Origin of the sequence: Sulfitobacter albidus (assembly GCF_018200035.1) — a bacterium.
Lineage (GTDB): Bacteria > Pseudomonadota > Alphaproteobacteria > Rhodobacterales > Rhodobacteraceae > Sulfitobacter > Sulfitobacter albidus.
In genome coordinates, this window is record NZ_CP073581.1 from 724,137 (window position 1) to 750,722 (window position 26,586).

The following is a 26,586-nucleotide window of genomic DNA, read 5'->3' on the forward strand; positions in this document are numbered from 1 at the left end:
TGTAGTGATCCACTCTCTCGTCTTTTAACGAAATATCATCCTTTGCGACGCAAAAGTGTCCCCGAGACATAATTGTGGAGAGTAGTGATGTCCCGACAAGACCCCATCGATCTGCCCGATGGCGCGCCGCAGACCCTGTCCGACAAGGGGTTCATGATTGCCTATCTCGAGGCGCTATCGCTCGTTGAGCGGTTGCACCGTCTGCTGCTGGACGTGATCAAGGACGAATTCGAACGCGTCGGCGTGCTGGAAATCAACGCGGTGCAGGCCCTGTTGCTGTTCAACATCGGCGACAATGAAGTCACCGCCGGCGAATTGAAAAGCCGTGGCTACTATCAGGGAAGCAACGTCAGCTACAACCTGAAGAAACTGGTCGAAATGGGCTATATGCACCATCAGCGCTGCGAGATCGATCGCCGTTCGGTGCGCGTGCGCCTCACCGAAAAGGGCCGCTATATCCGTGAGGTCGTGGCCAAACTGTTTGAACGGCACGCCGAAGGGTTGCAGGACCGCGGTGTGCTGGGCGCCGATGGCATCGTCGACATCACCGCCTCGCTCAAGCGGGTGGAGCGCTACTGGACCGATCAGATCCGCTATATCTACTAGGCGGGCAGGCCGGGGCGCGTCAGAGCGTGTCCCAATGGGCCTGCGCCTTGGCGATCATCGCGGCTTCGGCCCCGTCGAACTTGCGCCCACCCACGGGTTTGGCAAAGACATACAGCCGGTCCTCGAAGATCCGCCAGACCTGCGGATCGCCGTTGACCTCTTTGCCAAACGACATCGCGCGGGTGCAAAAGCCGCCGAACTGCGGCGCGAAACGCTCGGGCGCGGCGGCAAAGGCCTCCGCGTCTGCGGCACTGGCAAAACGCCACGCCGCCCCGTTCCAGTCCACAACATGCGCGTCCGTGCCGTCCGTTGCCTGCGCCACGGTCCAGTATGCGCGCGTGTCATACCCATCCAGTGCCGCGCCATCCGCGTTGAGCGCCACGGGCTTGGTTCCGCCCGCAAACGCGGTGGCGGGCAGGGCGCCTGCGGCCCCCGTGAGTAGGATAAATGCGCGACGGTTCATGGAAATTCTCCTCGGGAATTGGCGCGACTTTACCGGAGCTTGCCGCGCGGCGCCAACCACATAAGCGTGATCCTAACGCCGTGACAGCACCAGCCCGTCCAATTCGCGCAAAAGCTTTACTTCCATCGCCTCCGCGTAGCCCTCGAATCCCAGCGCCACCTCGACAAAGGCGCCGGGCCCCAGGATGACATCCGCGTTGAAATAGGCGCTCAGCTCCGCAATATCGGCCTGGCGCACATCCCCGAACGACGGATCATCCGCCCCGATCACCAGCGCATTCACGGTGATCCCCTGCGCCACCAGCCGGTCCTTGAGCGTGCGCGGGCGGGGGCCGAGATTGCTTTTCCCGTCGCCAGAGATGTCCAGCGTGCGTCGCAAACAGCCGCTGCGCTGCGCCAGATGCTGCGCGCCTAGCGCCATCGCCACCCCCAGCGCCGTGCCGGGTGTCGCCTCCGCGCGCCGCTCCACCGCCAAAAGCCGCGCAATCACCCCGTCCAGCACCGCCGCCGAGGTCACGCGCGTCCACTCCACCAGCGTGACCTGATCCGCCGGCCCGCTCCATTCATAGACCAGCAGTTCCACGGGCAGCTCGGGCCGCTCCAGCAGGGCCGCGCGCACGCGCCCCGATCCCAACGCGGCCGCCAGCCCGTCCAGTTGCAGGCGGTATTCGCGCGCGTCCACCGATCCCGAGACATCCAGCCCCAGCGCCAACGCCTGCCGACACTCCTGTGCGGCCAGCGGTCCCGCCAGCAGGGCCAGCAGCGCCGCCAGTGCCCTCATCCCGCGTCCCCCGCACCCGTCAGCGCGCCGATAGCGGGCGGTGCCAGTTCGCGCTCCAGCTTGCGGGTCATCGCGCGCTCAAAATCCTCAAACCCTTCGGCCACGACAAGAAACGCGCCGGGGCCATAGATCACCTGACTGCGGTAGAAGGCAATCAGCCCGACCTCGCCCTCGAAATCGGCAGCATTCACCACCAGCCCGTTCACGGTCACATCGGCAAAGGGAAATTCACGGTAAGCGGCGGCGGGGGGGAAGCCTTCGTTGCTTTGCCCGTCGCCGGCCATATCCAGTGTCTTGCGCAGACAGCGCGGCCCGCGCGCCAGCAACTCCGCGCCGTAGCCCAGGGCATAGCCCATGGCGGTTGGGAAATCGTTGTGGCTGCGTTCCGACCGCGCCACCGTCTCGGCGGCGGCGACCAGTGCCGCCGGACTGTCGATCATCGTCCAGTCGAGGATGATCTCCTGATTGTAGCGCCCCGACCATTCGTACACGGCCAGCGCCACCGGCAGATCGCCCGCAAAGAACGCCTCCCGCACCGCCGGTGCGGTCAACGCGGCCACCGTGCCCGAGCGTTGCAGCGCATCCTCTGTCGCATCGACGGAGGACGACACATCAATTGCCAACGCCAGTGCCAGACGGCACTCGACGGCAACGGCGGGCAGGGCCATCAGTGACAGCCCCGCCGCATATATCGCGGCCCGGATCACCAGTGCCCCGTATTCTCCATCGAGGCCCAGGGCTCCTGCGGCTCTTTCGCGTCACCGCGCTGCAGCAGCTCGATCGAGATATTGTCGGGTGAGCGCACGAACGCCATATGCCCGTCGCGCGGCGGGCGGTTGATCGTCACGCCGGCCGCCTGCAGCTTGGCGCACATCTCGTAGATGTCATCGACTCGGTAGGCGAGGTGGCCGAAATGGCGGCTGTCGTCGGGCAGCGCGTCGTCACCGTCCCAGTTATACGTCAGCTCCACATCCGCGCGCCCGTCGTCCTGACCGGGCGGGCACAGAAACACCAGCGTGAACCGCCCGTCCTCGTTCTCCGTGCGGCGGCGCTCTTCCAGCCCCAGCATCTTGTAGAACTCGATGGATGTATCGAGGTCTTTGACGCGGACCATCGTGTGCAGATATTCAACTCCCATGGGTGGGCTCCTTCACGTGCAATTTCAACTTGCCCGTACCGTAGCACCCGCCGCCGCCCTGTCGAGGCGGGCGCGCATCAAAACGCCGAGACGATCCCGAAATTGATCCCGAAGCGGTTGCTGTCGTAGACGCCGATGTTTGAATTGGTCTTGGCCGCGGTCACACCCAGCTGCGGGGTGAACCCGTAATACTCCATGTCGGTAAAGGTCGCGGTCACATCCGCCGAGATCTCCACATCGCGCCGACCGTCGATGCTCAGCAGATGCACGTCATAGTCGCGCAGCCGCGCGCCCAGCCCGAATTGCAGCCGCGCCCCCATGACCTCCCGGCCCAGCACGTAGCCGCCGCGCAGGTGGATCTGGCTGTATTCATGCAGGCTGTTGGGCGATGTCTGGTCGGTCAGCGTCACCCCCAGATGCAGCCCGTCGCCATTGGCCAGCGCCCGGTCCACCGACAGGCTCAGATCAACGCTGTCGCTGTCCGAGACGCGCTGCCCGTTCTGCCGCTCCGCGCTCAGGCCAAAGCCGAGCTTGGTGCGGCGGTCAAGGTAATAGCTCTGATGCGCCCGCCCGCGCAGGAACGCGGCATACCGCGATCCGGCATAGAATGTCTGGCCCGCGTCCAGCGTCAGGCTCAGCTCCCCGCGCCGGTCGGCGCGCAGCCGCTTGAACCCATAGCCAACGCTTGCCGTGCCAAAGGCATAGTCACCGCCCTCGGCGTCCGGCACATCGTCGCGGCTGCCCGGCGACAGGATAAACGTTCGGTAGCTCAGGCCCAGCCGCAGATCATGCGCCGTCCGCTCGGTCTGCGCAAAGCGGTAGCGCGTCTGCACCCGCGCGCCGATCTCCAGCCCCGAAATCGCCTGCGCCTCGGGGTTGATCTCAACCCGCTCCTCGCCGCCGCCGATCAGCGCGTTCAACACCGAATTGCTCAGAAAGCTGTCGCGGGACGAGCCGTTGTTGATGTTGGAATTGGGCGCCAGCGTGAACGACAGATAGGTCTGCCAGGGATTCTGCTGGCGCACGTATTTGAAATCGCGCGTGGCCCGGCGCGCGTGCCCGGGGGAGGGGGCGTGCTCCACCGCGCGCCGCAACCACAGCTGCGCGCGCGTGCGCTTTCCGTCCGACGACAGTGCCTGCGCCATCAGCAGGGCCGCGTTGTAGTGTTGCAGATCGCCTTGCGCATGGGTCCAGCCCGCGCGCGCAGCGTCGCGGGCGGGGCCATAGCGCCCCATCGCGCGCAACGCGTGGCTGCGGATCAGATGCGCGTTCACATCGCCCGGATCCCGCGCGATCAGCGCATCGGCAAAACGTACCGCGCGGTCGAGCTGGCCGGACTGCACCGACAGCTTGGCCGCCTCGAACATCTGCGCGGGCGTCAATTGAACCGGGGCGCTTTGCTGCGCCAACGCGGCAGGCGCGGCGATGAAAACCGCCGCGCCAACCGAAAGGGCAAGCCGTCGCAGACCGCGCAGTGTCATGGCTGTACGGTCGGATCCCGGTAGACGATGAAGCCGCCGGTATCGCGCGCGGTCCCGGTCTCGATATCGGCCTCCAGCACAAAGACGCCGACAATCTCGTCGGGGTTCTCGCCCGATACGATTGCGTAGAATGTGCCTTCCTCGAAGGTGTCCGTGCTGCCGGGCAGTTGGCTCTGTATCTCGGTGATCAGATCGCCGTTGTCGTCCAGCACGTCCGGCCCGACTTCGAACACCGCGTCCGGGATCTCGTTGACGTTTTCACCCAGCGACGCCGCGACGGTGGCCGTGATGTCGTTGCCGTCGAGGTCAAAGATCTGGCGGTTGAAGATCCGCCCCTTCACACCGTCGCCCCGAATGGTTTCGCCGTCGTTGAAATCCTCAAAGTCGATGTCGACCGTCACGTCGGCAGTCGTGTACTGCAACCCGCCCGTGCCGTTGAAATCGCGCAGACCGCCCGACTTCCCGCTGAACGTCGCCTGCAGGCTGTTGGGCAGGGTCAGCGTGGTGTCGCGCTGGTAGATAAAGCCGCCAAAGCCGTAATCGACGTAGCTGCCCGTGCGCACGATCGCGAATTGCGTCGTCGGCTGGGTCGTCACGCTGCCATCGGCGGCGCGCACGCGATTGCGGCTGACGCCGTAGACCGCGCGATAGACAAATTGGTTGACCACATCGCCCGACACCGGATCGACGGCCGTGGCCGGCCCTTCGTAGACGGCGAATTCGCCGTTGGGGTTGCTGGCGCTCGACGCAATGCTGCTCACCGCGGTGCCGCGGTCATAGGGGCGGTCCCCGTCAAAGGCGAGGTTGTCGACCGTGAATGTGTCGTCGACACTGTTATAGCTGATCCCGGTGGCCGCGCCGTCGCCCGAATCCTCATCGGGGCCTTCGGGCTCTGACCGGAACAGCGCCGCATCGGGCGAGGCCGCGACAGTGCCGGGCGGGATGCCATCGCGGTTGATCCCCGTGCCCTCGCCATCGCCCATTTCCTCGCCGTCCGTCGGCGTGCCGGGTGTTTCTTCCTCGGCCGGATCATCGAACGGGTTGCCGCCGCTGCCGCAGGCCGCAAGGCTCGCGATCAGCGCGAGGCTGATGATATGCTGTTTCATTGCTCTGCCCTACTTTTATATCGTTGCGGCAACAATCGCTGGCCCCGCGCGCCATTGTCAACGTGCGCCACCCGCGCGCCCCCAGAATCCCCGCGACCATGGCGAAAAAGCAATACCATCCATCGCGGTTCCCCGCCCGCCATCCGCAAGATACAGTAGGCGGCGAATCCCATCTACAGGACCGATCCCATGCCTCTGACGCCCGAGCAACAAGACGAAATCGACGCCCTGCGCAGCCAGACCCGCCCGACCCTGCGCGCCGTGAGCGAGGGGATGGAGGCGCATCTCTACCGCGCGCATGAGGTGCTCGACCACGGGTTCATCCGCGTCATCGACTACATGGGCGACGACGCCGCGATCTGCCAGGCGGCGCGGGTCAGCTACGGGCGTGGCACCAAATCCGTGCAAAACGACGAGGGGCTCATCCGTTACCTGATGCGCCACTGGCACTCCACCCCCTTCGAGATGTGCGAGATCAAGCTGCACGTCAAACTGCCCGTCTTTGTCGCGCGCCAGTGGATCCGGCACCGCACCGCCAACGTCAACGAATACTCCGCCCGCTATTCGATCCTCGACCGCGAATTCTACATCCCGCAGCCCGACCAGCTGAACGCGCAAAGCACCGTGAACAATCAGGGCCGCGGCGCGCTGTTGGAAGGGGCCGAGGCCGAGCGCGTGCTCGAAATCCTCAAATCCGATTCCACCCGCGCCTATGACAACTACGAATCCATGATCTCCGACGAAGGGCAGGACGGCCTCGCGCGCGAACTCGCCCGCATGAACCTGCCCGCCAATATCTACACGCAATGGTACTGGAAGGTGGATCTGCACAACCTCTTCCACTTCCTGCGCCTGCGTGCCGACAGCCACGCCCAATACGAGATCCGCGTCTACGCCGACGCCATCTGCAAGGTCGTCGCCGACTGGGTCCCCGCCGCCTACGGCGCGTTCGAGGATTACCGCCTGGGCGGCGCCACCCTCTCGGGCCGCGCGCTGGACTGCCTGCGCAAAATGCTCGCGGGCGAAGAGGTCACGCAGGAGACCAGCGGCATGAGCAAGGGCGAATGGCGGGAGTTTATGGGGGTAGTGGGGACTCCGCCTAACCCGCCTCCCAAATGCCCAATCAAGGATTGGGCAGCGCCCGAACCGCCCCCACGGGGCGGGCGCTTCACACCCACCCCTCGGTTCGGGCGCGGCGCTCCTGAGAGAGCGAACCGCATTATCCCCCGCCCCGGGGACTCCGCCTAACCCGCCTCCCAGATGCCCAATCAAGGATTGGGCAGCGCCCGAACCGCCCCCACGGGGCGGGCGCTTTACGCCCACCCCTCGGTTCGGGCGCGGCGCTCATTAGACAGCGAGCCGCATTATTCACCGCCGCCGGGGCTCCGCCCGCAGCCACCTCAAGGGATCCCCCGGATCCCTTGCCGGGCAATGCCCGGCCCGGCGTCTGCCCCCTCGGTTCGGGCGCGGTGCCCCCTCAACACCCCTCCGCAAATCGTATGCACAGGCTGTGCACATCCTGTGTACGCCCGGTGCACGGCGCAAAACCGTTGAAAATACCCCGCGCAGCGCCCACACTTCGCGCATGTTCAACCTCGCAAATCCCCCCGACCGGTTCACGGATAACCCCTTTCCGCACTACGATGACCTGCTGGAAAACAGCCCCGTCACACCCCAGCCCGATGGATCATACCTGATCGTCAGACACGCCGATCTGAACGCCATCTACCGCGACACGGCCACCTATATTTCCGATAAAAAACAGGCATTTGCGCCAAAATTCGGCCCCGGCTCCCCGCTCTACGTGCATCACACCACCAGCCTCGTTTTCAACGACCCGCCCCTGCACACCCGCGTGCGGCGGATCATGACAAGCGCGCTCACCCCCAAGGCGCTCGCGCGGATGGAGCCGGGCCTGATCGACACCGTCGATCACCTGCTCGAAAATCTTCCGCAAACCCCTGATCTGATTGAGGATTTCGCCTCTACCATCCCCGTGCAGATCATCGGAAACCTGCTCGATATCCCGATGTCCGAACGCGGCCCTCTGCGCGATTGGTCCCTCGCGATCCTCGGCGTGCTGGAGCCCACATTGACCGACGCGCAACTGCGCGCGGGAAATGAAGCTGTTTCAGATTTTTCCGCGTATCTACAGGGACTTATCGCGCGACGAAGGGAGGTGCCCGGAGATCCCGAAACCGATGTTCTGACCCGTCTGATTGCCGGGGACAAGGAGGGCCAGCTGACCGAGGTCGAGCTGATCCAGAATTGCATCTTCATCCTCAATGCCGGGCACGAAACAACGACCAACCTCATCGGCAACGGTCTGGCCTTGTTACACGATAATCCGGATCAAAAACAACGACTTGTCGAAGAGCCACGCCATATCGATACGGCCATCGAAGAGATCCTGCGCGTGGCCTCTCCCAACCAATTCGGCAACCGCGAAACCGCGGCCGAGGTCACGATCGGCGGGCACCGTATCGCGGCGGGGTGCAATCTGCATCTGTGCATCGGTGCCGCCAACCGTGATCCGGAGGTGTTTGAAAACGCGGAGGTTTTTGACATTGCGCGACGCCCCAACCGGCATCTCGCCTTCGCGGGTGGCCCGCATGTCTGTGTTGGCCTCACACTCGCGCGGATGGAGGGGCGGATCGCCATATCCCGGTTGCTGAACCGCTTTCCCGACTACCACCTTTTGCCGGACCGCACGCACGGCGGGCGCATCCGGTTTCGCGGCTACGCACATCTGCCGGCTGAACTGGACTGAAACAACTGGACACACGCGCAGGCGTCGGCAAGACTGGGACCAGATTTGCTTGAGGAGGGTCCAACATGTTCACCCGAAAGACAATTATCGCTGGCGCCGCTTTGGCCGCCATCGGCATCCCCACGCTCGCCAGCGCGGAGGTGAAGATTTACCCCTATAAAACACACGCGAATTACTGTCCGACGGGGCTACAACCCGTCAGCATCAATGGCGTGATTTGCTGTGGCAGCCCGAACCAGCACATCAGCTATCAATCAGCGATGTCGCACCCTGTCGCGAAAAAGCGACATAAAATCAGGCACAAACCCATACAGCGGGCGAAAGCGCATTGCCCGATCGGCACCAAAGGGTGCAGCATCGACTAGCGGGAATGCCCCGGTCATCGCCGGGGCGCCCGTTGGTTACAGAAGGCTCAGATCGCTCGCCATCTGGCGCCCGTCGCGTCCTTCGGTCAGCTCATAACTGACTTTCTGCTCATCGGCCAAACCGGTGAGACCAGACCGCTCTACCGCAGAAATGTGAACAAACACATCGTTGCCACCCCCTTCGGGTGCGATGAATCCGTATCCTTTTGTCGTGTTAAACCACTTAACGGTTCCCGTTGGCATCGTTTCCGAGCCTCCTTTTTCAGTCATTGTCCCGCCGGTGACGGCGGGGCCGGTTCCGGTGACAGCCGGGGACCGACGCCTTAAAGGATTGACCGCAGGGCAAATAAATCAAGTTCTTCGTTGCAGAATCCGGGGCTCTGCACAAAATGTCACAGGAATAAATCAGGGGGTGCAGTGTGGTTGAGATTTACGGTCTCAGAAATTGCGATACATGCCGCAAGGCGCTGAAAGCGTTGCCGGAGGCGCGTTTGGTGGATGTACGTGCCGACGGGATGCCAGCGGACCTTGCCGCGCGGGCGTTCGAGGCGTTTGGCGCGCGATTGCTTAATACCCGCTCGACCACTTGGCGCGGGCTGAGCGAGGCGGAGCGGGCCGCCCCCGCGCTTGATCTGATCGCAAGCCATCCGGCGCTGATGAAACGCCCGCTGATTGTCGCGGGCGCACAGATGTTTTTGGGCTGGTCCCCGGCGACCGAGGCCGAGGTGCGCGCGGCGCTTTAGCCCTGCGCGCGGGGTCGCAGGGCGCGGTCGAACGACAGGGGCCCCGCGCCCTTTATGACCAGCACAAGCAGCAAGAACACCCACAGCGCCCGCTGATCCAGAATGACGGCATCCGGAAAACGGTCGAACCAGGCACCCAGAACGGTTGGGTCGTCAAACCCGCCGTGACCGTAGAGATCGGTCAGCGATTGCACCACGACAAAACCGATCATCCCAAGCGCTGCGAGGCGCGTCAGAAGGCCGACGACAATCAGAGCGGGCAGGATGAATTCGGCCCATGTGCCTGCAACCACAACCGCCTTTTGCCACAGCGCGAATTGCGAGGTGTCATAGCTGACCGCCTCCATCGCCTTTGGAAAGATCTGCACATAGGCGCCGGTAGACGGGCTGAAAAGGCCAAGAAACCCTTCGCCCAGCTTGGTGAGGCCGGACACCCAGAAATACATCAGCAGCAGCGCCGCAAAGAGAAAGCGCGCGAGTGTCGGCAAGAGCCAGTCCGCGCGCTCAAGTGTATCGGCGGCGGAGCGGTAGAGAGAGAAAAGCGCGGTCATGCAATGTCCTTCGGTGATGCAAATGCGTGGGTGGAGAGGGTCAGCGTGAGCGTTGCCTCGAAGTTGAAATCGGGCACGGCGGCAAGCGTCGTCTCAAGTGCCGCGCCAAATGATGTCGTTTCAAGCGCGATGAGCCATGTCGCGGCTCCGGGCGGCAGCAGATGCGGCGCGGGATCAAACTCGGGCCGGGTGATCAGCACGGCTTGCGCCTCGGCGCGCGGCTTGGGGGCGTTGGGATCGCGCGCGCGGCGCCACAGATCAAACACCGGCCAAGGGGATCGCAGCAGCCGGGTCGCAGGGGCACGGTGAAGGCGCAGCTGTGCCAGATCTTCGGGCGGCTGTTGAAGCGCGGCGGGGTCGAACGCAGCGGCGTCGCCCGCGTGGTAGGACGCGCGCATCGCGAGGTCGAGCCGGGCCACGTCCGCGAGGTAGCCAAGATGGGCGAGCGGCTCAAACCCGCTCAGAAAGTCCGGGAAATCAGTGCCATAGTGCATCATCAGCGGAGAACGCGGCGGATGCGCGCGCACAAACATCGGCACCAGCGTGTCAAAATTCTGCGGCCCGAGAAGGCCGCGCACGGTCGGAAAGGCCAGCTTCATCGCCTCGATCAGCGAGACGGTGACATTGTTGCGATAAACGGCATAGCGGCGCCCGGCGGGCCCGCCACTGGCATCCACCAGTCCCTCGGGGACGGGGTGTTGTGCGTCGAGCAGGGCGGCGCGAAATTCCGCTTGGGTGACGGGCATCAGGCGACCTTGAGCGGGGCGAGCAGGGCATCCGCGCGCTCAGCCTCGGCGCGCAGGGTCGGCCAATCGGGCACATCGGTATCCCACTCGACCAGCACAGGCCGGGGACCACTGCGCGCGAGTGTATAGTCCAGCAGCGCCCAGACGGGATCGACCACCGGTTTGCCATGGCTGTCGATCAGCAGCGGTGCGCCGTGATCGTCGGTATCCTCGTCGTGGCCGCCTACGTGGATCTCGCCGACGGCATCGAGCGGAAAGGCATCGATATAGGCCTGTGGGCTCACGTTCAGATTTGTGGAGGAAACAAAGACATTGTTCACATCCAGCAAAAGACCGCAGCTAGTTCTGTGGATAAGTTCCGCCAGAAAATCAGTTTCCGACATCGTGCTTTCGGCGAACGCCAAGTAGCTGGAGGGGTTTTCCAGCAGCATCCGGCGACCGACCGTGTCCTGCACCTGCGCGATATGGTCTGCGACGCGGGTCAGGGTCGCATCGGTGTAGGGCAGGGGCAGCAGATCATTGAGAAAATCCGCCCCGTGGGTCGACCAGGCGAGATGCTCGGAAAAACTGGCAGGGTTGGTGCGGTCGACCAGTTTGCGCAGGCGGCTCAGATGATCGCGGTTCAGCGGCCCTTCGCCGCCGATGCTCAATCCGACCCCATGCACCGACAGGGCAAACCGGTCAGACAGGGCGGCAAGCTGGGCGTGCGGGCGGCCACCGTCGCCCATGTAATTCTCGGCGTGTACCTCGATCCATTCGACAGGACCGGGCGCCTGCATCAGCTCGGTAAAATGCTGCGGTTTATAGCCGATACCCACAGCCTGCGGGAGCGCGTTAACGTCTTGGGTTTGGTCAAACATACCAACACTTTCCCTTCCGTTCCTAACAAAAGCGGGGCCCCGTTATCCACAGGGCCCCGCCAGATTGGTCCCGCAGTGGCGCTTAGGCCGGCAGGTCGCGGTCCAGCGCCTTGAGCGAGCCTGTACGCTCGGTCCCGTCGGCCATGGCGGGCAGTTCGATGCTCTCGCAGGTGCCGGCGTCCACCAGCGTCCAGGCGTTGCCCTGATAGTCGGTCACGGAGGTGCCGGCGCAAGTGGTGCCGGGGCCAGCCGCGCAATCGTTCGCGCCTGCCAGCGACACGCCATAGCATTTTTCCTTGGCGGCGGCGGAGGCGGTTGTGGTCATGCCTGTCAGCGATGTGGCGACGGCGCCCGCGATGGCGAGTGTTTTCATGGTTGTGGACATTGGGTCTCTCCCGATTTGAATCGTTGCTGTCTGTGCCCTCAATAGAGCAATCTCGCCGCCAGATTTCCATTCACAGCCCCGTGTGTCACGCGTCCGTTAGAGAAAATCAGCCAGATCCCCCGGAAATCGGCGATTTACGGCCATTCTGAAACAAAAAAGGGGTCCGAAGACCCCTTTGTCGTGAAATGTTACAGAAGGTCGGGCGGCGTGGCATCGACGGCGAGCGCGGCGCTGACATCATCGAGCGCCTGAACGGAGGTTTGTTTCTCGCCCAGACGGCGCACGGAAACGGTGCGCTCCTCGACCTCGCGATTCCCGACGGCGAGGATCACGGGCACCTTCCCGACGGAGTGTTCGCGGACCTTGTAGTTGATCTTTTCGTTGCGGGTGTCGGCCTCGGCGCGCACGCCCTTGGCGCGCAGATCCGCCACGACCTCGCCCACATAGGCATCCGCGTCCGACGTGATCGAGGCGACGACAACCTGACGCGGCGCCAGCCAGAACGGCAGCTTGCCCGCGTGTTCCTCGATCAGGATGCCGATGAACCGCTCGAAGGAGCCGAGGCAGGCGCGGTGCAGCATGACCGGACGGTGCTTGGCCCCGTCCGCGCCGATGTAAGTCGCGTCGAGCCGTTCGGGCAGCACGAAATCGACCTGGAACGTGCCGCACTGCCAGACCCGTCCGATCGCGTCGGTCAGCGAAAATTCAAGCTTCGGGCCATAGAACGCGCCTTCGCCGGGGTTCATCTGCGGCTCGACACCCGCGGCGCGGGTCGCTTCCATGAGGGCCTTCTCGGCCTTGTCCCAGGTCTCGTCGCTGCCCGCACGCTGTTCGGGGCGGTCGGAGAAGAGGATATCGAACTTCTCGAACCCCAGATCCTTGTAAACCTTCGACAGGAAGTCGATGAACCGCGCGCATTCGGCCTCGATTTGGTCTTCGGCGCTGAAGATATGCGCGTCGTCTTGGGTGAAACCGCGCACCCGCATGATGCCGTGCAGCGCGCCCGATGGCTCATACCGCGCGCAAGAGCCGAACTCCGCCATGCGCAGCGGCAGGTCCCGGTAGGATTTGAGACCCCGTTTGAAAATCTCGACGTGGCAGGGGCAGTTCATCGGTTTGAGCGCGTTCACGGCCTTTTCGCGCGCGTGCTCCTCGTCCACTTCGACGATGAACATGTGGTCCTGGTATTTCTCCCAGTGGCCGGATTTCTCCCAGAGCTTGCGGTCGACGACCTGCGGAGTGTTCACCTCGACATAGCCGCCACGGCGCTGGGCGCGGCGCATGTAGTCCTGAAGCTGGGTGTAGATCATCCAGCCATTGGGATGCCAGAACACCTGACCGGGGGCCTCTTCCTGCATGTGGAAGAGGTCCATTTCGCGGCCCAGCTTGCGGTGGTCGCGCTTGGCGGCCTCTTCGAGCATGTTGAGATGCGCGCGCAGCTTTTCCTTGCCGGTGAAGGCGACGCCGTAGATCCGTTGCAGCATCGCGCGAGAGCTGTCGCCGCGCCAGTAGGCGCCCGCGATGCTCATCAGCTTGAACGCGTCGCCGGGCACCTGTCCCGTATGTTGCAGATGCGGGCCGCGGCACAGATCCTGCCAGTCGCCGTGCCAGTACATGCGCAGCGGCTCGTCGCCGGGGATGCTTTCGATCAGCTCGACCTTGTAGGGCTCGCCCAGATCCTCGTAGTGCTTGATCGCGCGGGGGCGGTCCCAGACTTCGGTACGCACGGGATCGCGTTTGTTGATGATCTCTTTCATCCGCTTTTCGATCAGGCCGAGGTCTTCGGGGGTGAAGGGCTCTGCGCGGTCGAAATCATAGTACCAGCCGTCCTTGATGACGGGGCCGATGGTGACCTTGGTGTCGGGCCAGATTTCCTGCACGGCGCGGGCCATGATGTGCGCGAGGTCGTGGCGCACCAGCTCGTTGGCCTGATCCTCGTCGGCCATGGTGTGAATGGCGATGTCGGCGTCCGCCTCGATGGGCCAGGCCAGATCGTAATGCGCCCCGTTCACGGTGGCGCTGATGGCTTTCTTGCCCAGCGATTTGGAGATGTCGGCGGCGACCTCACCGGCGGTGATACCGGCCTCGTACTGTCGGGCGTTGCCATCGGGAAGGGTGAGGGAGATCTGGGCCATTGGGGCCTCCTCGTCGGTTTGGCGCCTACGAGACGCCCGGTTGCGGGTTATGTCGTGCCCGTTTGCCGCCCGCCGCGCGCGCCGTCAAGAGGGGGCAGGGGCGAGCCGCGCCGAGAGTGTCAAATGCGCCAGCGCCAGCGCGGCGCCCACGCCCGCGCCGATCCCCAGCGCCAGCAGCCCAAATCCAGCGATCAGCGCCCCGCCAAACGCCGATCCAATCGCCGCGCCGACGTAGATTGCAGCGGCGTTCAGCGCCAGCACCACCGGCGCGCGGTGGCCCGCCAGCGCGATCAGGCGGGTCTGCTGCGCGGCCATGAAAGACCAGCTGCCCAAGGCCCAGAGAAACGCCAGCAGGAACAGCATCGGCGGTGCGACGGGCAGCAGCGAAAACATCGGCATCAGGAGTATCTGCGCCACGCACAGCGCCGACAGCGTGATGCGCCAGCCGAGCCGGTCACTGAGAAATCCGCCCATGATATTGCCGAATACCGCGCCCACGCCCGAAATGACCAGGACCAGCGTAATACCGTTGCGGCCAAAGCCCATGGTCTCGCTCAGCAGGGGCGCGATATAGGTAAAGAGCACGTATTGCGCCCCGATAAAACTGGCGGTGAAGCCGATGGCGAGCATCAGCCGTCCCTCTCCCAAAACGTCGCGCAGATCGCGCAGCGAGACGGGTTGGAATTTCAGCCCGGCGGGGACGCGGGTCCAGATCAGCGCGATGCAGGGCAGGGCGAGGGCGGTGACCAGAACCAGCGCCCAGCGCCAGCCGAAGGTATAGGCGATCCAGCTGCCTGCGGGCACGCCCGCCACCTGGCTGAGCGTCAGGCCAAAGAACACCGCCGCCAGCACCCGCGCGCGCTGCGCCTCTGGGTAGAGTGCCGCTGCAACGGCGGCAGCCAGCGGGGTGAAAATACCCGCCCCGGCGGCGGCGATGATCCGCGCGAGGCTCAGCACCGTGAAATTGGGCGCGATCGCGGAGACAAATGCCGCCAGCGCAAACAGCGCAAAGCCCGCCGCCATCACCCGGCGCCGCCCCACGCTGCCCGTCATTGCCACGAGCAGGGGCGACAGAAACGCGTAGGCCACGGCGTAGACCGTCATCAGCTGCCCGGCCTGCGCGGCGGAGCGGTCGAGATCGGCGCCCAAGGGCTCCAACAGGCCAATGATGACAAAGGCCCCGATGCCAATGACAAAGTTGCAGGCCGACAGAGTCGGGATCAAAAAGCGGTCGGGGTGCGTTGCGTCCATAAATGTGCATACCACGATGCACTCGCCTCACAAGAGAGTGGCGCTATGTGCCGTTACGGCAAATGACGAAAGGCCTCCCATGTCCAGCTCCCATGATCTGACCGACGACGCGTTCGAGACCTTGACCGGTGCAGACGGCGCGGCGGAGGGGCTCGACGGCACCGCGCAAGAGGCGGAGGCGGCCAACGGGCTGCGCCACGCCGCATCGCTGAGCATGACCAAGGTTGCCGATGGGCTGATCGACCCCAAACTGGTGCTGAGCTGGCTTTTGACGTCGCTGGGCGCGCCGGCGGTCTATGCGGGGGCGTTGGTGCCCATCCGCGAGGCGGGCGCGCTGTTGCCGCAGATCCTGTATGCCGGTTGGGTGTCGTCCTTGCGCCAGCGACGCTGGGCATGGGTTCTGGGATCGGCCGGGCAGGGGACTGCGGCGGCGGCCATCGTGTTTTTCGCGCTCACGCTTGAGGGCGCTGCGGCGGGGCTGGCGATTTGCGGGGCACTGGCCGTACTGGCGCTGAGCCGGGCGATGTGTTCGGTCAGCTACAAGGATATTCTGGGCAAGACGGTGGGCCAGTCCCGTCGCGGGGCGATCACGGGGCTGGCGGGGTCGGTCTCGTCGGTGGGGGTGCTGATCTTTGCCGGGTTGCTCATCAGCGGCTTGCTGGAAAGTCGCGGCGCCGTGATCGCCGCCATCGGGCTGGCCGCGGCGCTGTGGGCGCTGGCGGCGGTGCTGTTCAGCACGATCACGGAGGTGGACAGCGAACCGGACGGCAGCCTTGCCGCTTCCTTCGACGTGCTCAGGGACAATCCGGTGCTGTGGCGGTTCATCGTGGTGCGCGGGCTGCTGGTCTCGACGGCGCTGGCACCGCCTTATTTCGTGATCCTCGGCGGGGGCGAGGACGCCTCCGCGCTGGGGCAGCTTGGCGCGCTGGTGCTGGCCTCGGCGCTGGCCTCCTTTGTCAGCTCCTACATCTGGGGGCGGTTTGCGGATATCTCCAGCCGCCGGGTGCTGATGCTGACAGGGGTGATCGGCGCGCTGGCGATGCTGCTGGCAGTGGGGCTGGCGCTTGCGGGGCTGGCGCAGGCGGTCTGGGCCATGCCGGGGGCGCTCTTTGTGCTGATGGTGGCCTATAACGGCGTGCGGCAGGGGCGGTCGACCTATCTGGTGGATATCTCGCCCGCGGATCGGCGCGCGGCCTACGCCGCCGTTTGCAATACGGTGATCGGTGCGCTGCTGCTGGTGGCGGGGCTTGCAGGTGGTGGGGCGGCGTTGTTCGGCCCGCAAGCGGTGCTGGTGCTGTTTGCGCTCATGGCCGTTGCCGCCGCCGTCGCAGCATATGGCCTGCCGGAGGCGGAGGACGGTTGAACTGCGCGCGCGATCCACTACGCTAAGCCCAACGCAAAGGGGACCAACATGCCCAAGTACAACCGTAACTTCGACCTGACCCTCAACGACATCGACATGATCGAGGCGGCCTTGCAGGTCGTCAAACGCGATCTGTCATTGGGGCGCGATGGCTCCCGCGCGCTGCTGCCGGAAGTCGAGGGCGGCGATCCGGTACGCGTCATCGACGATTTGCTGGGGCGGCTGCACAATCAAAAGATTTTTTACCGCCCAGCGATGAGCCTTACGTAAGCGGCTAGGCGGCCAGCACGGCAAATCCCATCGCAAGGCAGCACAGCCACCCGCCGACAAAGATCAACGGCCGCAGCGGCAGGCGCGCGCCCGCGGTGATGTAGCCAACCGCATGGGCCACGCGCAGGACCAGAAAGGCGACGCTGGTCCACAGGGTCAGCGGGCCAAAGGCATCCGCGCGATCCGCCAGCAGAACGAGAATGGCAAAGGGCATGCCCTGTTCCAGCAGGTTGAGATGCGCCCGGTAGGCGCGCTGCACCCAGGGGCGCTGCAACGCCGGATTGGCGATGCGCACGAACCCGTCAGGCGCGTCTGCGGGCAATGAACCTTTGGGGGCGGTATTCACCCCGACGATGTACGGAATCCAGAGCGATGCGGCCATCAAGGCGATGACGGCGAGAACGGTCAATTCGACAGGCATGGTCATCGGCTCACATCTCCATCTTCAGGGGTTGGCCGGTTTCCAGCCAGGATTTGAGAGAGCCGGCAAACCGCGCCCAGCCTTCGCGCACACCGTCCTGACCCGCGGGGATGTCGAAATGTTCGATCGTCAGTTTGCACAGCGGCCCTTCGGCTTCGATCAGGAACGCCATGTGCGACGCCTTGGCGTCGGGGCCAAAGAAATCGGGCTCGAAGGTCGCCTCGATCCGGCTTTTGGGTGTAATCGACAGGGCTGTCTGGCGAAACATGACGCTGCCGTCATCCCGGAGCCAGCGCATTTCGGTGTCGACGGCGGCCTCGCCGTCGACGCGATTGCACAGGAAGTGATAGGCGGCCATCTGCGCGGGATCGCTCAGCGCGTCCCAAAGCGCATCCTGCGTGCAGCGGATGAAGGTTTGCAGGACAAAATCGGGTTTCTTTAGAGTATCGGTATCGGTATCGGTCATTGCCGTCTCGCTTTCCAATCTGGTTTTGAGGTCAAGGGCTGCTCGGGTCGCCGGTTTCACGAGCAGCGGCTCGATCCAGCGATCAATGGCTTCCTGCAGGGGCAGAGCATTGAGGTAGTGATATTTGAAGCGCCCCCGTTTGCGGCTCACGATCAGCCCGGCATCCTCAAGCACGCCGAGATGTTTCATCACCCCAAAGCGGGACATGTCCAGCAGCTCCGTCAGGTCGGCGAGGCTCTGTCCATCGCGCTGACGCAGCGCGTCGAGCAGGGTGCGGCGGGCCGGATCGGCAAGGGCTTTGAAGATCGTGTCCATAGGAGCCTTATAGGTTACTCAATAGTCACGTGACAATATGGTAACGTATAAATTTTGCGGAGCCTGTTGCCCAAGCCGCCGCTGGCGCCCATGATCGGCGCCAAACGGGAGCGCGCAAATGGCTGATTTTCTTGATACACCGCAGGGCCGCAGGCTGGCCTATCACCGCACTGACGGGACGGGTCCCTGCGTGGTCTTTCTGGGCGGGTTGAAGTCCGACATGATGGGCACCAAGGCCGTGCATCTGGAGGATTGGGCCCGTGCGACGGGCCGCGCGTTCCTGCGATTCGACTATTCCGGGCATGGCTCATCGTCAGGCACGTTCGAGGAGGGGTGCATCGGGGATTGGCACCGTGACACGCTCGCCGCCGTCGAGGCCCTGACGGAGGGGGCGATTGTGCCCGTGGGCTCGTCCATGGGCGGCTGGCAGGCGCTTTTGCTGGCGCGCGCGTTGCCCGAACGGGTGGCCGGGCTGGTCACCATCGCCGCCGCGCCCGATTTCACCGAGGACGGATGGTGGGCTGGCTTTGACGCCGAACAGCGCGCGCAGATTGAGACGACGGGCCGGGTTGAACTGCCGTCGGACTATATGGAGCCCTACGTCGTCACCAAGCGCATGATCGAGGACGGGCGCGATCATCTGGTGCTGCGCGACGCGCTTGATTTGCCGTTTCCCGTGCGGATGCTGCAAGGCACCGCCGACACGGCCGTCACGGGTGAGACGGCGAACCGCCTCCTCGCCCACGCAAACAGCCCCGACATGCAGCTATTGCTGGTCAAGGACGCCGATCACCGTTTTTCGGACGGGCCGTGCCTGCCACTGATTGAACGCGCCGTCGAGGAGGTGCTGGCGTGAAGTGGGTGGGGCGCATCGCGGGCGGGTTTGCGGCGGTGATCCTTCTGCTGTGGGCCTTTGGCCCCTATGAGCCTGCGGATCTTGCGACGGATTTTGACGCGGGCGAGCTGGATCGCGGGGTCAGTGCCTATCTCAACTGGCGCGAGGCGCAGGTGGACGGGATCACGCCCGGCGTCGAGAAACAGGTGATCTGGGCGGGCGCGCCGGAGACGGCGACGGAATGGGCCGTCGTCTACATCCACGGCTTTTCCGCAACGGCGCAGGAGATCCGCCCGGTGCCCGATCGTGTCGCCGAGGCGCTGGGCGCCAATCTGGTGCTGACGCGGTTGCAGGGCCACGGGCGCGGGGCGGAGGCGATGGCCGAAGGGACCGTCGCGGGTTGGATGAACGACACCGCCGAAGCGCTTGCGATTGCGAATAAAATCTCGGATCGCACGCTGGTAATTTCAACCTCCACCGGCGGGACGCTGGTGGCGGCGGCGGCGGTGGATGCGGGGCTGATGCAAGAGGTGGCTGGTGCGGTGATGATCTCGCCCAACTTTGCCGTCAACAACCCGGCAGCACCCCTGCTGACGCTGCCCGCCGCGCGCTACTGGGTGCCACTGATTGCCGGTGACAGGCGCAGTTTCGAGCCGCTCAACGACGATCAGGCGCGGTACTGGACGACCAAATACCCTTCGACCGCCGTGATGCCCATGGCCGCCCTCGTCAAAGCGGTGGACCGCCTTGATCTGAGCGACACCGAGACGCCTGCGCTTTTCATCTTTTCCGATGAGGATCAGGTGGTTGATGCCACGGCAACCCGTGCTGCCCTGGCCGAATGGGGGGGCCGACAACACAGTGGACGCCGGAGCTGACCGAGGCGGACGATCCATCGCGCCACGTCATCGCGGGCGATATCGTCTCACCGGGTCAGACGCAGGCGACGGTGGCGCGGATCCTTGACTGGGCGGCGGGGCTCTAGCCCGTGCGCCGCCCGCGCAGCATGTGGAGCCTTGAGACGTTTGGCCGGGTGCGCCTGTCGCCACACTTCTACATGCGTGACTTTATGTTTAGCGAAATCAGTGGGTTTCACGGCATTCCTAACGTACCGGATGAACCTGATCTGGCGATTGCGCGCGGGCGGATGCTGTGCACGAAATTGCTGGACCCGTTGCAGGAAACCTTTGGCCGGATCGCGGTCCGCTCGGGCTACCGCTCTGCCGCGCTCAACACCTATGGCAATGAGAACAAGCTGAACTGCGCGCGCAGCGACAACCCGATCGAATGCCATATCTGGGACATCCCCCAGACCCCGGTGGCCGGCGCGTCGCTGGTCATCCCATGGTTTGCCGACCGCTACGCCGAGGGGCGCGACTGGCGCGATCTGGCGTGGTGGGTGCACGATCATCTGCCCTATTCAGAGATGTGGTTTTTCCCCAAACTCGCGGCATTCAATCTGGTCTGGCGGCCTGAACCGCAGCGCACGATCTCAAGCTACATCGCGCCGCGCGGCATGTTGCTGCGTGCGGGCGAGGCGCCGGGAGAAACGCCGGAGCAACGGCGCGCCCGCTACGGCGATTTTCCACCGTTTCGCGGCATTCGCTACCCCGAATAGGCGCGCCCCCTTGCGCCGCCGCGCGCCGCTTGGCATTGCACGGACACGACCCAGCAAGGATGCGCCCCGCCATGAAAGACGCTTTGGTTTTGCTCCCCGGTATGATGTGCGACGCGCGGCTTTTCGGGCCGCAGATCGCGGATCTCTCTGCCGACACCTCGGTGATGGTCTGCCCTGTGACCCAAGGCGAGCGGGTAGAGGAAATCGCCTCGGCGCTTTTGGACGTGTTGCCCAAGCGGTTTGCGCTGGCGGGGCTGTCGATGGGCGGGATCGTCGCGATGGAGATCCTGCGCCGCGCGCCTGACCGCGTGAGCCGCATCGCGCTCATGGACACCAATCCGCTGGCGGAAACACCCGTCGTTGCCGCCAATCGCGAGCCGCAGATCGTCAAGGCGCGGTCGGGGCGGATGCTGGAGGTGATGCGCGACGAGATGAAGCCGAACTACCTCGCCCCCGGACCCTACCGCAGCGAGGTGCTGGAGTTGGTGATGGACATGGCGGAGCGGCTTGGCCCGGAGGTTTTCATCCGCCAATCCCGTGCGCTGCAACGCCGCAAGGATCAGCAGGCGACACTGCGCAAATGCAAGGTGCCGGCATTGGTCCTGTGCGGCGCGCATGACGCCCTGTGCCCGGTCAAACGGCATGAGTTCATGGCGGAGCTCATTCCCTACGCAAAACTGGTTGTGCTGGAGCACGCGGGCCACCTGCCGACGCTGGAACAACCGGACGAGACGACGGCGGCGCTGCGCGAGTGGCTGGCGCAACCCTACGTGCTGCAATAGCCGTTACAGCGGCAGCTTGGCGCGCTCTTGCGGGGTAGGGACATAGACGGGGGCGACGGGCTTTCCTGTCTTGATGTCGAAGAACGAGGTTTGCTTCCACCGGCCGGTGACACGCGCCACGAACGCCCGCCAGATCGTGCCGCCGTAAAGCTTTAGCGTTGAGCTGTGCCTCGACGTGCCGTCGGGCTGGGGGATGAACGCCTCTGACGCGACGGGGCCGATGGCCTCGGTGCTGTCGAGCAGGTTGGTCATCATCCCGGCAAGCGCGAATTTGGGCGTCGGCAGCATGGTGAACATCGGGACACCGCAGCAACTGGCGCGAAAGCGCAGCAGTTTTTTCGGTGAAAACGAAAACACCGCGAGGTTGCCGCGCCCGCGTTGAAAGCTGATCTTGTCCGGGGTGGTCTGGTACAGCTCAACGCCGCGATCTTCGGGATCAACGCCGGTGGTGTAGAGCACCGCGGCCCGGCACGCGCTGCAATAGCAGCGCACGTGATTGCCGGACCGAGGGGAGGCGCCGTGCAGCGTGCCCGCAATCTCGCCGCATGCGCAGGAGAAAGGGACATCCGCCACCAATCAGGCCGCCGCGTTCTTGTTGGCGGCGGTTTTGTTCGCGTCCGACTTTTTCTTCTGGCGGAAGCCGGGAGGCGTCGCACGTTCGTTGTCGTCGATGAAATCCAGCACCAGCGGGCGGATGTTCTGGCGCCAGCTCTTGCCCGCGAAGATACCGTAGTGGCCGGCACCTTCCTCGACGTGGCTGGCCTTTTGGCTGTCTTTCAGCCCGGTACACAGATCCAGCGCCGCGATGCACTGACCGGGGGCCGAAATATCATCCTTCGTGCCTTCGACGGTCTTCACCGCGACATCGGTGATCTTGCCGATGTCGACGCGCTTCCCCTTGATCGTGAACTGGTTTTTCGCGATTTCGCCGGTTTTGAAGATCCGCTCGACGGTGGAGAGGTAGAATTCGGCGGGCATGTCCATCACGGCGAGATATTCGTCGTAGAACTTGTTGTGTTTGTCGTGCTCATGCGCCTCGCCACTGGCGACCCGGCTGATCTGACCCATGAAGGCATCGCGGTGGGTGTCCATGTTCATCGAGATGAACGAAGAGAGCTGCAGCAGCCCCGGATAGACCTTGCGCCCCACGCCTGCGTATTTGAAGCCGACGCGCTGGATCATCATTTCCTGCAACTGACCCATGGTGACGGAGTGGCCGAAATCGGTGACTTCGGTGGGGGCGGCATCGGGATCAATCGGCCCGCCAATGAGGGTCAGCGTGCTGGGCTGTGCCTTGGGGTCTTCCTCGGCCAGGTAGGCGGTTGCGGCCAGCGCCAGTGGGGCGGGCTGGCACACGGCGATCACATGGGTATCGGGGCCGAGGTGGCGCATGTAATCGACGAGGTGCATCGTGTAGTCTTCGACGTCGAACTTGCCCGCGCTTACGGGGATGTCGCGGGCGTTGTGCCAATCGGTGATGTAGAGGTCACAATCGGGCAGCAGGCTGATCACGGTTGAGCGCAACAGCGTCGCGTAATGGCCCGACATGGGGGCCACGAGCAACACCTTGCGCTTGGGCTCGCTGCGACCCTGCACACGGAAGTGCAGCAGATCGCCAAAGGCACCGGGCAGCTCGATCTCTTCGGCGACGAGGCGGTCGGTGCCGTCGCTGCCTACAAAAGGGGGGATGTTCCAGTCGGGTTTGAGGTTCATCCGGCTGAAAGTACGTTCCGTCACTTCGCCCCATGCGCCCAGCCATTGCAAGGCAGGGTTTGGAATGGCGGCAAAAGCCGGGTAGGATGCCATGGCGAGCGCTGACGCGCCAAGCCACTGGTTGGTATTCCGAACCGTTTCCATCAGGTCGTAGGATGCCATGTAACGCATTGGGGAGCTCCTTTTCCGGCCCGGATATCCGGGCACTGTTGACGCCCGGATATCCGGGTATGTCGCCGATCCCCTCGCGAATTTGGGCGACAATCGTTAAAATGCTGCAAGTGCAAACATAGGACGGACGTGTTGAGATGACAACCAAAACCGACGATCAGGGTGAACCAAGCACGCAGACCATGGCGCGTATGACGCAGAATCTGCAAAAGGTTGAAGAGCTGCGCGCGCGTCTGGCGCACATCATGGTGCACCGCACCACGCATCAGGCCGCTTTGGACGGTCCGAATCAGGAATTGTTCGCCCGCGCGGCACAGGCCTACATGAAAGAGGCCGTTTCAAACCCCGCCAAGCTGATCGAGCATCAGCTGGAATACTGGACAAAATCCGTTACCCATTTTGTCGAGGCCCAGCAGGCGCTCGCGTCCGGCACCCTGTCGGCACCGGAAGACCGCACCGGCCGCGATCGTCGATTTGCCAACCCCTTGTGGGAGACGCACCCCTATTTCAACTTCGTCAAACAGCAGTATCTGATGAACGCCGAAGCGCTGAGCCAGGCGGTCGAGGATGTCGAGGATATGGAGCCGCGCGAGAAACAGCGCCTGCAGTATTTCAGCCGCCAGATCATCGACATGATGAGCCCGACGAATTTCCTGTCCACCAACCCCGACGCGCTGCAACGCGCGGTCGATACCGACGGGGAGAGCCTTGTCAAAGGCCTTGAAAACCTGATCAAGGATCTGGAAGCCAACGACGGCGAAATGATCGTGCGCTTGGCGGATGAAGACGCGTTCGAGCTGGGTGGCAATATCGCCACCTCGCCGGGCAAGGTCGTCTACCGCAACCGCATGTTTGAGCTGATCCAATACGCGCCCACCACCGAGCAGGTGCATACGACGCCGTTGTTGGTGTTCCCGCCGTGGATCAACAAATTCTACATTCTCGATCTCAAGGCGCAGAACTCATTCGTGAAATGGGTGACCGATCAGGGCTACACGCTTTTCATGGTGTCCTGGGTCAATCCCGACAGCACCTACCGCGACGTCGGGATGGAGGATTACGTCGAGGACGGATACCTTGCTGCGATCCGCGAGGTGAAAGAGATCACCGGCGAAAAGCGGATCAACGCCGTGGGCTACTGCATCGCGGGCACCACGCTGGCGCTGACGCTGTCATTGCTGAAACAGAAGGGCGACACGTCGGTCAAATCGGCGACCTTCTTTACCGCGCTGACGGATTTTGGCGATCAGGGTGAATTCCAGCCCTTCCTGACCGATGATTTCATCGACGGCATCGAGGCAGAGACCGAGGACAAGGGCATCCTGCCCTCTGTCATCATGGCGCGCACGTTCTCCTTCCTGCGCTCGAACGATCTGGTCTACGGGCCAGCCGTCAAATCCTACATGTTGGGGGAGACGCCGCCCGCCTTTGATCTGCTGTATTGGAACGGGGACGGGGCGAACCTGCCCGCGAAGATGGCGATGCAATACCTGCGCGGATTGTGTCAGCGCAACGAGCTGGCAGAGACGGGGTATGATCTGATGGGGTATCATCTGACGCTTGACGAGGTGGATGTACCGCTGTGCGCCATTGCCTGCGAGACCGATCATATCGCCCCCTGGAAGGACAGCTATCGCGGCATCCAGCGCATGGGCAGCGATGACAAGACATTCATCATGACCCAGTCGGGCCACATCGCCGGGATCGTGAACCCGCCGAGCAAGGGAAAATACGGGCACTACACCAACACCGATCTGGGGCTGGACTACGCGGATTGGCTTGAAGGCGCAAAATTCACCGAAGGATCCTGGTGGCCGCGTTGGGAAAAATGGCTCAAACGCCGCTCTGGCAAGATGATTCCGGCCCGAAATCCCGGGGATGACGGCCGAAAAATTTTGGGCGATGCGCCGGGAACCTACGTTGCCGTAAAGGCAAGGGGCTGAATTTCAGCGATAATTTGGGGCTGATTATCGATTATGCTGCGGTGCAGAAAAAGCTTGAAATGCTGCACTGCAGCACGTATATTTGTTGCACACGCAGAAAGCTGGATGAGCCAGCCGGACGCGCCGAAATTCAGCCGGGCAAGGCCCGGTGCAACCTTTAAGGAGCTATTCCAATGGCGACCAAGACACCAGACATGACCGCAATGATGAAAGACATCATGGGCGCATTCCCCGTCGACACAACAGCGATGGAAACACAGTTCAAAACATCCGCGACCCTGAACGAGAAACTCTCGGGCGTGGCACTGACAGCCGTTGAAAAATCCACCGAGATTTCTTCGGCCTGGACAAAAGAGACCGTTGCGAAGCTGTCGGACATGGCGAAAGCGAAATCCGAGCCAGCCGATTACGCCAAAGCAATGACCGACTTCGCCACCGCCTACAGCGAAAGCGCAGCCGAGCACATGGCGGCTTTTGCCGAAGTGGCGAAAAAAGTCCAGATGGATACAGTTGAGCTTATGATGGCCGCGGGCAAAGACATGTCCGACGAAGCCACCGCCGCGATGACAAAAGCGGGCGATGAGGTCAAAGCAGCGACCAAAAAAGCCACAGCGAAGTAAACCTCTTCACGGAGGGGCGTCACGTCCTCTTCCCTGAATTGTGACGCCATGGGGCGGGCTGGAGACAGCTCGCCCTTTCTTTTTTCTAAAGCCGCGTCTAGGCTGCGCTGCAGCACAACGTTCCTGGGAGGACATGCACGTGGCGGAAACCGGGAAACCCCTTCTGATCAAGCGATACGCCAGTCGGCGGCTCTATAACACCGAGACCAGCGACTATGTCACGCTTGAGGATATCGCGGGCTTTATCCGCGACGGTCGTGAGGTGCAGATTGTTGATCTGAAATCCGGGGACGACCTGACGCGTCAGTATCTCCTTCAAATCATTGCCGAACACGAGAGCCGGGGCGAAAGCGTTTTGCCCGTCGATGTGCTCAACGATCTGGTGCGCAGCTACATGGGCGGCGGCGCCAGCGTGGTGCCCGAGTTCCTGCAGCAAAGCTTTGCCATGCTGCGCGACGGTCAGGCCAAGATGGTCGAAAACATGAGCCAGATGAATCCGTTGGCGAAGATGCCCGGATTTGACGCGATGCAGGCACAGCAAAAGGCGTTCATGGACGCGATGACCGGCGGTTGGTCGGGCGGCGACAAGCCGGAAAACGCGGCCAAGGTAAAAGAGGGCGGCGAGGATCTGGATGCGATCAAACGCCAGCTTGCCGAACTTCAGGATAAACTTTCCAAGCTGAAATGAT

General features: G+C 63.5%; 31 protein-coding genes and 1 pseudogene. 15 read left to right on the forward strand and 17 right to left on the reverse strand.

The window, feature by feature from the left end; all coding sequences use genetic code 11:
• The first annotated feature begins 87 nt into the window (after positions 1-87).
• A complete protein-coding gene (locus tag KDD17_RS03455; protein WP_212705293.1) occupies positions 88-606 on the forward strand; it encodes a MarR family winged helix-turn-helix transcriptional regulator in 519 nt (172 codons plus the stop codon).
• Positions 607-625: 19 nt separating this feature from the next.
• Here the strand turns inward: KDD17_RS03455 and KDD17_RS03460 are convergent, their stop codons facing one another.
• The 6 genes from KDD17_RS03460 to KDD17_RS03485 all read right to left on the reverse strand — a co-directional run bounded on the left by KDD17_RS03460 (position 626) and on the right by KDD17_RS03485 (position 5,574).
• The gene (locus KDD17_RS03460) at positions 626-1,069 is read right to left on the reverse strand and encodes a YHS domain-containing (seleno)protein (RefSeq protein WP_212705294.1); all 444 of its coding nucleotides are present in this window, start codon (positions 1,067-1,069) and stop codon (positions 626-628) included.
• Between the two features lie 72 nt (positions 1,070-1,141).
• On the reverse strand, positions 1,142-1,849 hold the full coding sequence (locus tag KDD17_RS03465) for a DUF1194 domain-containing protein (protein WP_212705295.1): 708 nt from the start codon (positions 1,847-1,849) through the stop codon (positions 1,142-1,144).
• Positions 1,846-2,556: a DUF1194 domain-containing protein gene (locus KDD17_RS03470; RefSeq protein WP_431358137.1), complete on the reverse strand. Its 711-nt coding sequence runs from the start codon at positions 2,554-2,556 to the stop codon at positions 1,846-1,848. Before KDD17_RS03470 ends, KDD17_RS03465 begins: the two co-directional genes overlap by 4 nt.
• On the reverse strand, positions 2,553-2,987 hold the full coding sequence (locus KDD17_RS03475) for a VOC family protein (RefSeq protein WP_212705296.1): 435 nt from the start codon (positions 2,985-2,987) through the stop codon (positions 2,553-2,555). The genes KDD17_RS03470 and KDD17_RS03475 overlap by 4 nt, the downstream gene beginning before the upstream one ends.
• A 77-nt stretch (positions 2,988-3,064) precedes the next feature.
• A complete protein-coding gene (locus KDD17_RS03480; RefSeq protein ID WP_212705297.1) occupies positions 3,065-4,468 on the reverse strand; it encodes a surface lipoprotein assembly modifier in 1,404 nt (467 codons plus the stop codon).
• Positions 4,465-5,574: a hypothetical protein gene (locus KDD17_RS03485; protein WP_212705298.1), complete on the reverse strand. Its 1,110-nt coding sequence runs from the start codon at positions 5,572-5,574 to the stop codon at positions 4,465-4,467. The genes KDD17_RS03480 and KDD17_RS03485 overlap by 4 nt, the downstream gene beginning before the upstream one ends.
• Before the next feature lie 189 nt (positions 5,575-5,763).
• Here KDD17_RS03485 and thyX point away from each other — a divergent pair.
• The 3 genes and pseudogenes from thyX to KDD17_RS03500 form a co-directional block, all read left to right on the forward strand.
• Positions 5,764-6,666: pseudogene (thyX, locus tag KDD17_RS03490) on the forward strand (FAD-dependent thymidylate synthase); the annotation flags it as partial.
• Positions 6,667-7,159: 493 nt separating this feature from the next.
• Positions 7,160-8,344, forward strand: coding sequence for a cytochrome P450 (locus KDD17_RS03495; protein WP_212705300.1), 1,185 nt, complete (start codon positions 7,160-7,162; stop codon positions 8,342-8,344).
• Between the two features lie 65 nt (positions 8,345-8,409).
• Positions 8,410-8,709: a hypothetical protein gene (locus tag KDD17_RS03500; protein WP_212705301.1), complete on the forward strand. Its 300-nt coding sequence runs from the start codon at positions 8,410-8,412 to the stop codon at positions 8,707-8,709.
• 36 nt (positions 8,710-8,745) lie between these two features.
• Here KDD17_RS03500 and KDD17_RS03505 read toward each other — a convergent pair whose 3' ends face one another.
• Entirely contained in the window at positions 8,746-8,952 is a 207-nt protein-coding gene (locus tag KDD17_RS03505; protein ID WP_212705302.1) for a cold-shock protein, read from the reverse strand.
• 176 nt (positions 8,953-9,128) lie between these two features.
• On the opposite strand from KDD17_RS03505, the gene KDD17_RS03510 reads away from it, so the two are divergent.
• On the forward strand, positions 9,129-9,452 hold the full coding sequence (locus tag KDD17_RS03510; RefSeq protein ID WP_212705303.1) for an arsenate reductase family protein: 324 nt from the start codon (positions 9,129-9,131) through the stop codon (positions 9,450-9,452).
• Here the strand turns inward: KDD17_RS03510 and KDD17_RS03515 are convergent.
• The 6 genes from KDD17_RS03515 to KDD17_RS03540 all read right to left on the reverse strand — a co-directional run bounded on the left by KDD17_RS03515 (position 9,449) and on the right by KDD17_RS03540 (position 15,380).
• Positions 9,449-10,003 (reverse strand): DoxX family protein, encoded by a 555-nt coding sequence (locus KDD17_RS03515; RefSeq protein WP_212705304.1) that lies wholly within the window; start codon positions 10,001-10,003, stop codon positions 9,449-9,451. The two genes, KDD17_RS03510 and KDD17_RS03515, sit on opposite strands and share 4 nt — an antisense overlap.
• Positions 10,000-10,749: an HvfC/BufC family peptide modification chaperone gene (locus KDD17_RS03520; RefSeq protein WP_212705305.1), complete on the reverse strand. Its 750-nt coding sequence runs from the start codon at positions 10,747-10,749 to the stop codon at positions 10,000-10,002. The genes KDD17_RS03515 and KDD17_RS03520 overlap by 4 nt, the downstream gene beginning before the upstream one ends.
• Positions 10,749-11,609 (reverse strand): MNIO family bufferin maturase, encoded by an 861-nt coding sequence (bufB, locus tag KDD17_RS03525; RefSeq protein WP_212705306.1) that lies wholly within the window; start codon positions 11,607-11,609, stop codon positions 10,749-10,751. The genes KDD17_RS03520 and bufB overlap by 1 nt, the downstream gene beginning before the upstream one ends.
• Positions 11,610-11,691: 82 nt before the next feature.
• Positions 11,692-11,994, reverse strand: a complete 303-nt coding sequence (locus KDD17_RS03530; protein WP_212705307.1) for a BufA1 family periplasmic bufferin-type metallophore — start codon at positions 11,992-11,994, stop codon at positions 11,692-11,694.
• Positions 11,995-12,182: 188 nt separating this feature from the next.
• Positions 12,183-14,129 carry a threonine--tRNA ligase gene (gene thrS / locus KDD17_RS03535; protein ID WP_212705308.1) on the reverse strand — a complete coding sequence of 649 codons (1,947 nt, stop codon included), beginning with the start codon at positions 14,127-14,129 and terminating at the stop codon, positions 12,183-12,185.
• Positions 14,130-14,213: 84 nt separating this feature from the next.
• Positions 14,214-15,380 (reverse strand): MFS transporter, encoded by a 1,167-nt coding sequence (locus tag KDD17_RS03540; RefSeq protein ID WP_212705309.1) that lies wholly within the window; start codon positions 15,378-15,380, stop codon positions 14,214-14,216.
• 79 nt (positions 15,381-15,459) lie between these two features.
• Here KDD17_RS03540 and KDD17_RS03545 point away from each other — a divergent pair, with 79 nt between their 5' ends.
• A complete protein-coding gene (locus KDD17_RS03545) occupies positions 15,460-16,743 on the forward strand; it encodes an MFS transporter (RefSeq protein WP_212705310.1) in 1,284 nt (427 codons plus the stop codon).
• A 48-nt stretch (positions 16,744-16,791) separates the two neighbouring features.
• Complete coding sequence (locus KDD17_RS03550) at positions 16,792-17,013, forward strand: hypothetical protein (protein ID WP_212705311.1); 222 nt, start codon at positions 16,792-16,794, stop codon at positions 17,011-17,013.
• Positions 17,014-17,017: 4 nt separating this feature from the next.
• Here the strand turns inward: KDD17_RS03550 and KDD17_RS03555 are convergent, their stop codons facing one another.
• Together KDD17_RS03555 and KDD17_RS03560 are read right to left on the reverse strand one after the other, a co-directional pair.
• Complete coding sequence (locus KDD17_RS03555) at positions 17,018-17,440, reverse strand: MAPEG family protein (RefSeq protein ID WP_212705312.1); 423 nt, start codon at positions 17,438-17,440, stop codon at positions 17,018-17,020.
• A 4-nt stretch (positions 17,441-17,444) separates the two neighbouring features.
• Positions 17,445-18,215 (reverse strand): ArsR/SmtB family transcription factor, encoded by a 771-nt coding sequence (locus tag KDD17_RS03560; RefSeq protein WP_212705313.1) that lies wholly within the window; start codon positions 18,213-18,215, stop codon positions 17,445-17,447.
• A 118-nt stretch (positions 18,216-18,333) separates the two neighbouring features.
• Between KDD17_RS03560 and KDD17_RS03565 the strand changes: the two genes are divergently transcribed.
• The 5 genes from KDD17_RS03565 (at position 18,334) to KDD17_RS03580 (ending at position 21,450) form a co-directional block, all read left to right on the forward strand.
• Entirely contained in the window at positions 18,334-19,071 is a 738-nt protein-coding gene (locus KDD17_RS03565) for an alpha/beta hydrolase (RefSeq protein ID WP_212705314.1), read from the forward strand.
• Positions 19,068-19,928 carry an alpha/beta hydrolase gene (locus KDD17_RS03570; RefSeq protein ID WP_254796880.1) on the forward strand — a complete coding sequence of 287 codons (861 nt, stop codon included), beginning with the start codon at positions 19,068-19,070 and terminating at the stop codon, positions 19,926-19,928. Before KDD17_RS03565 ends, KDD17_RS03570 begins: the two co-directional genes overlap by 4 nt.
• Positions 19,892-20,035, forward strand: coding sequence for a hypothetical protein (locus KDD17_RS18705; protein WP_254796881.1), 144 nt, complete (start codon positions 19,892-19,894; stop codon positions 20,033-20,035). Before KDD17_RS03570 ends, KDD17_RS18705 begins: the two co-directional genes overlap by 37 nt.
• A 21-nt stretch (positions 20,036-20,056) precedes the next feature.
• On the forward strand, positions 20,057-20,668 hold the full coding sequence (locus KDD17_RS03575; RefSeq protein WP_212706139.1) for a hypothetical protein: 612 nt from the start codon (positions 20,057-20,059) through the stop codon (positions 20,666-20,668).
• A gap of 71 nt (positions 20,669-20,739) precedes the next feature.
• Entirely contained in the window at positions 20,740-21,450 is a 711-nt protein-coding gene (locus KDD17_RS03580; protein ID WP_212705315.1) for an alpha/beta fold hydrolase, read from the forward strand.
• A 3-nt stretch (positions 21,451-21,453) separates the two neighbouring features.
• Here the strand turns inward: KDD17_RS03580 and KDD17_RS03585 are convergent, their stop codons facing one another.
• The gene (locus KDD17_RS03585; RefSeq protein ID WP_212705316.1) at positions 21,454-22,023 is read right to left on the reverse strand and encodes a DUF6151 family protein; all 570 of its coding nucleotides are present in this window, start codon (positions 22,021-22,023) and stop codon (positions 21,454-21,456) included.
• 3 nt (positions 22,024-22,026) lie between these two features.
• Positions 22,027-23,334, reverse strand: coding sequence for a polyhydroxyalkanoate depolymerase (gene phaZ / locus KDD17_RS03590; RefSeq protein ID WP_212705317.1), 1,308 nt, complete (start codon positions 23,332-23,334; stop codon positions 22,027-22,029).
• A 137-nt stretch (positions 23,335-23,471) separates the two neighbouring features.
• On the opposite strand from phaZ, the gene KDD17_RS03595 reads away from it, so the two are divergent.
• The 3 genes from KDD17_RS03595 (at position 23,472) to phaR (ending at position 26,585) form a co-directional block, all read left to right on the forward strand.
• Complete coding sequence (locus KDD17_RS03595; protein WP_212705318.1) at positions 23,472-25,277, forward strand: PHA/PHB synthase family protein; 1,806 nt, start codon at positions 23,472-23,474, stop codon at positions 25,275-25,277.
• 173 nt (positions 25,278-25,450) lie between these two features.
• Positions 25,451-25,897, forward strand: a complete 447-nt coding sequence (locus KDD17_RS03600) for a phasin family protein (RefSeq protein ID WP_212705319.1) — start codon at positions 25,451-25,453, stop codon at positions 25,895-25,897.
• A 139-nt stretch (positions 25,898-26,036) separates the two neighbouring features.
• The gene (gene phaR / locus KDD17_RS03605) at positions 26,037-26,585 is read left to right on the forward strand and encodes a polyhydroxyalkanoate synthesis repressor PhaR (protein ID WP_212705320.1); all 549 of its coding nucleotides are present in this window, start codon (positions 26,037-26,039) and stop codon (positions 26,583-26,585) included.
• The last annotated feature ends 1 nt before the right edge of the window (position 26,586 follow it).

Excerpts from the sequence above, each read along its gene's own strand:
- KDD17_RS03550 (WP_212705311.1), top strand. The coding sequence starts at position 16,792 with ATGCCCAAGTACAACCGTAACTTCGACCTGACCCTCAACGACATCGAC.
- KDD17_RS18705 (WP_254796881.1), top strand. The coding sequence starts at position 19,892 with ATGGGGGGGCCGACAACACAGTGGACGCCGGAGCTGACCGAGGCGGAC.
- phaZ (WP_212705317.1), bottom strand. The coding sequence starts at position 23,334 with ATGCGTTACATGGCATCCTACGACCTGATGGAAACGGTTCGGAATACC.
- KDD17_RS03580 (WP_212705315.1), top strand. The coding sequence starts at position 20,740 with ATGAAAGACGCTTTGGTTTTGCTCCCCGGTATGATGTGCGACGCGCGG.
- KDD17_RS03520 (WP_212705305.1), bottom strand. The coding sequence starts at position 10,749 with ATGCCCGTCACCCAAGCGGAATTTCGCGCCGCCCTGCTCGACGCACAA.
- KDD17_RS03500 (WP_212705301.1), top strand. The coding sequence starts at position 8,410 with ATGTTCACCCGAAAGACAATTATCGCTGGCGCCGCTTTGGCCGCCATC.
- KDD17_RS03515 (WP_212705304.1), bottom strand. The coding sequence starts at position 10,003 with ATGACCGCGCTTTTCTCTCTCTACCGCTCCGCCGCCGATACACTTGAG.
- KDD17_RS03495 (WP_212705300.1), top strand. The coding sequence starts at position 7,160 with ATGTTCAACCTCGCAAATCCCCCCGACCGGTTCACGGATAACCCCTTT.
- KDD17_RS03485 (WP_212705298.1), bottom strand. The coding sequence starts at position 5,574 with ATGAAACAGCATATCATCAGCCTCGCGCTGATCGCGAGCCTTGCGGCC.
- KDD17_RS03600 (WP_212705319.1), top strand. The coding sequence starts at position 25,451 with ATGGCGACCAAGACACCAGACATGACCGCAATGATGAAAGACATCATG.
- KDD17_RS03545 (WP_212705310.1), top strand. The coding sequence starts at position 15,460 with ATGTCCAGCTCCCATGATCTGACCGACGACGCGTTCGAGACCTTGACC.
- KDD17_RS03480 (WP_212705297.1), bottom strand. The coding sequence starts at position 4,468 with ATGACACTGCGCGGTCTGCGACGGCTTGCCCTTTCGGTTGGCGCGGCG.
- KDD17_RS03595 (WP_212705318.1), top strand. The coding sequence starts at position 23,472 with ATGACAACCAAAACCGACGATCAGGGTGAACCAAGCACGCAGACCATG.
- KDD17_RS03540 (WP_212705309.1), bottom strand. The coding sequence starts at position 15,380 with ATGGACGCAACGCACCCCGACCGCTTTTTGATCCCGACTCTGTCGGCC.
- KDD17_RS03560 (WP_212705313.1), bottom strand. The coding sequence starts at position 18,215 with ATGGACACGATCTTCAAAGCCCTTGCCGATCCGGCCCGCCGCACCCTG.
- KDD17_RS03475 (WP_212705296.1), bottom strand. The coding sequence starts at position 2,987 with ATGGGAGTTGAATATCTGCACACGATGGTCCGCGTCAAAGACCTCGAT.
- KDD17_RS03530 (WP_212705307.1), bottom strand. The coding sequence starts at position 11,994 with ATGTCCACAACCATGAAAACACTCGCCATCGCGGGCGCCGTCGCCACA.
- thrS (WP_212705308.1), bottom strand. The coding sequence starts at position 14,129 with ATGGCCCAGATCTCCCTCACCCTTCCCGATGGCAACGCCCGACAGTAC.
- KDD17_RS03505 (WP_212705302.1), bottom strand. The coding sequence starts at position 8,952 with ATGCCAACGGGAACCGTTAAGTGGTTTAACACGACAAAAGGATACGGA.
- bufB (WP_212705306.1), bottom strand. The coding sequence starts at position 11,609 with ATGTTTGACCAAACCCAAGACGTTAACGCGCTCCCGCAGGCTGTGGGT.
- KDD17_RS03455 (WP_212705293.1), top strand. The coding sequence starts at position 88 with ATGTCCCGACAAGACCCCATCGATCTGCCCGATGGCGCGCCGCAGACC.
- KDD17_RS03460 (WP_212705294.1), bottom strand. The coding sequence starts at position 1,069 with ATGAACCGTCGCGCATTTATCCTACTCACGGGGGCCGCAGGCGCCCTG.
- KDD17_RS03465 (WP_212705295.1), bottom strand. The coding sequence starts at position 1,849 with ATGAGGGCACTGGCGGCGCTGCTGGCCCTGCTGGCGGGACCGCTGGCC.
- KDD17_RS03565 (WP_212705314.1), top strand. The coding sequence starts at position 18,334 with ATGGCTGATTTTCTTGATACACCGCAGGGCCGCAGGCTGGCCTATCAC.
- KDD17_RS03555 (WP_212705312.1), bottom strand. The coding sequence starts at position 17,440 with ATGACCATGCCTGTCGAATTGACCGTTCTCGCCGTCATCGCCTTGATG.
- KDD17_RS03575 (WP_212706139.1), top strand. The coding sequence starts at position 20,057 with ATGTGGAGCCTTGAGACGTTTGGCCGGGTGCGCCTGTCGCCACACTTC.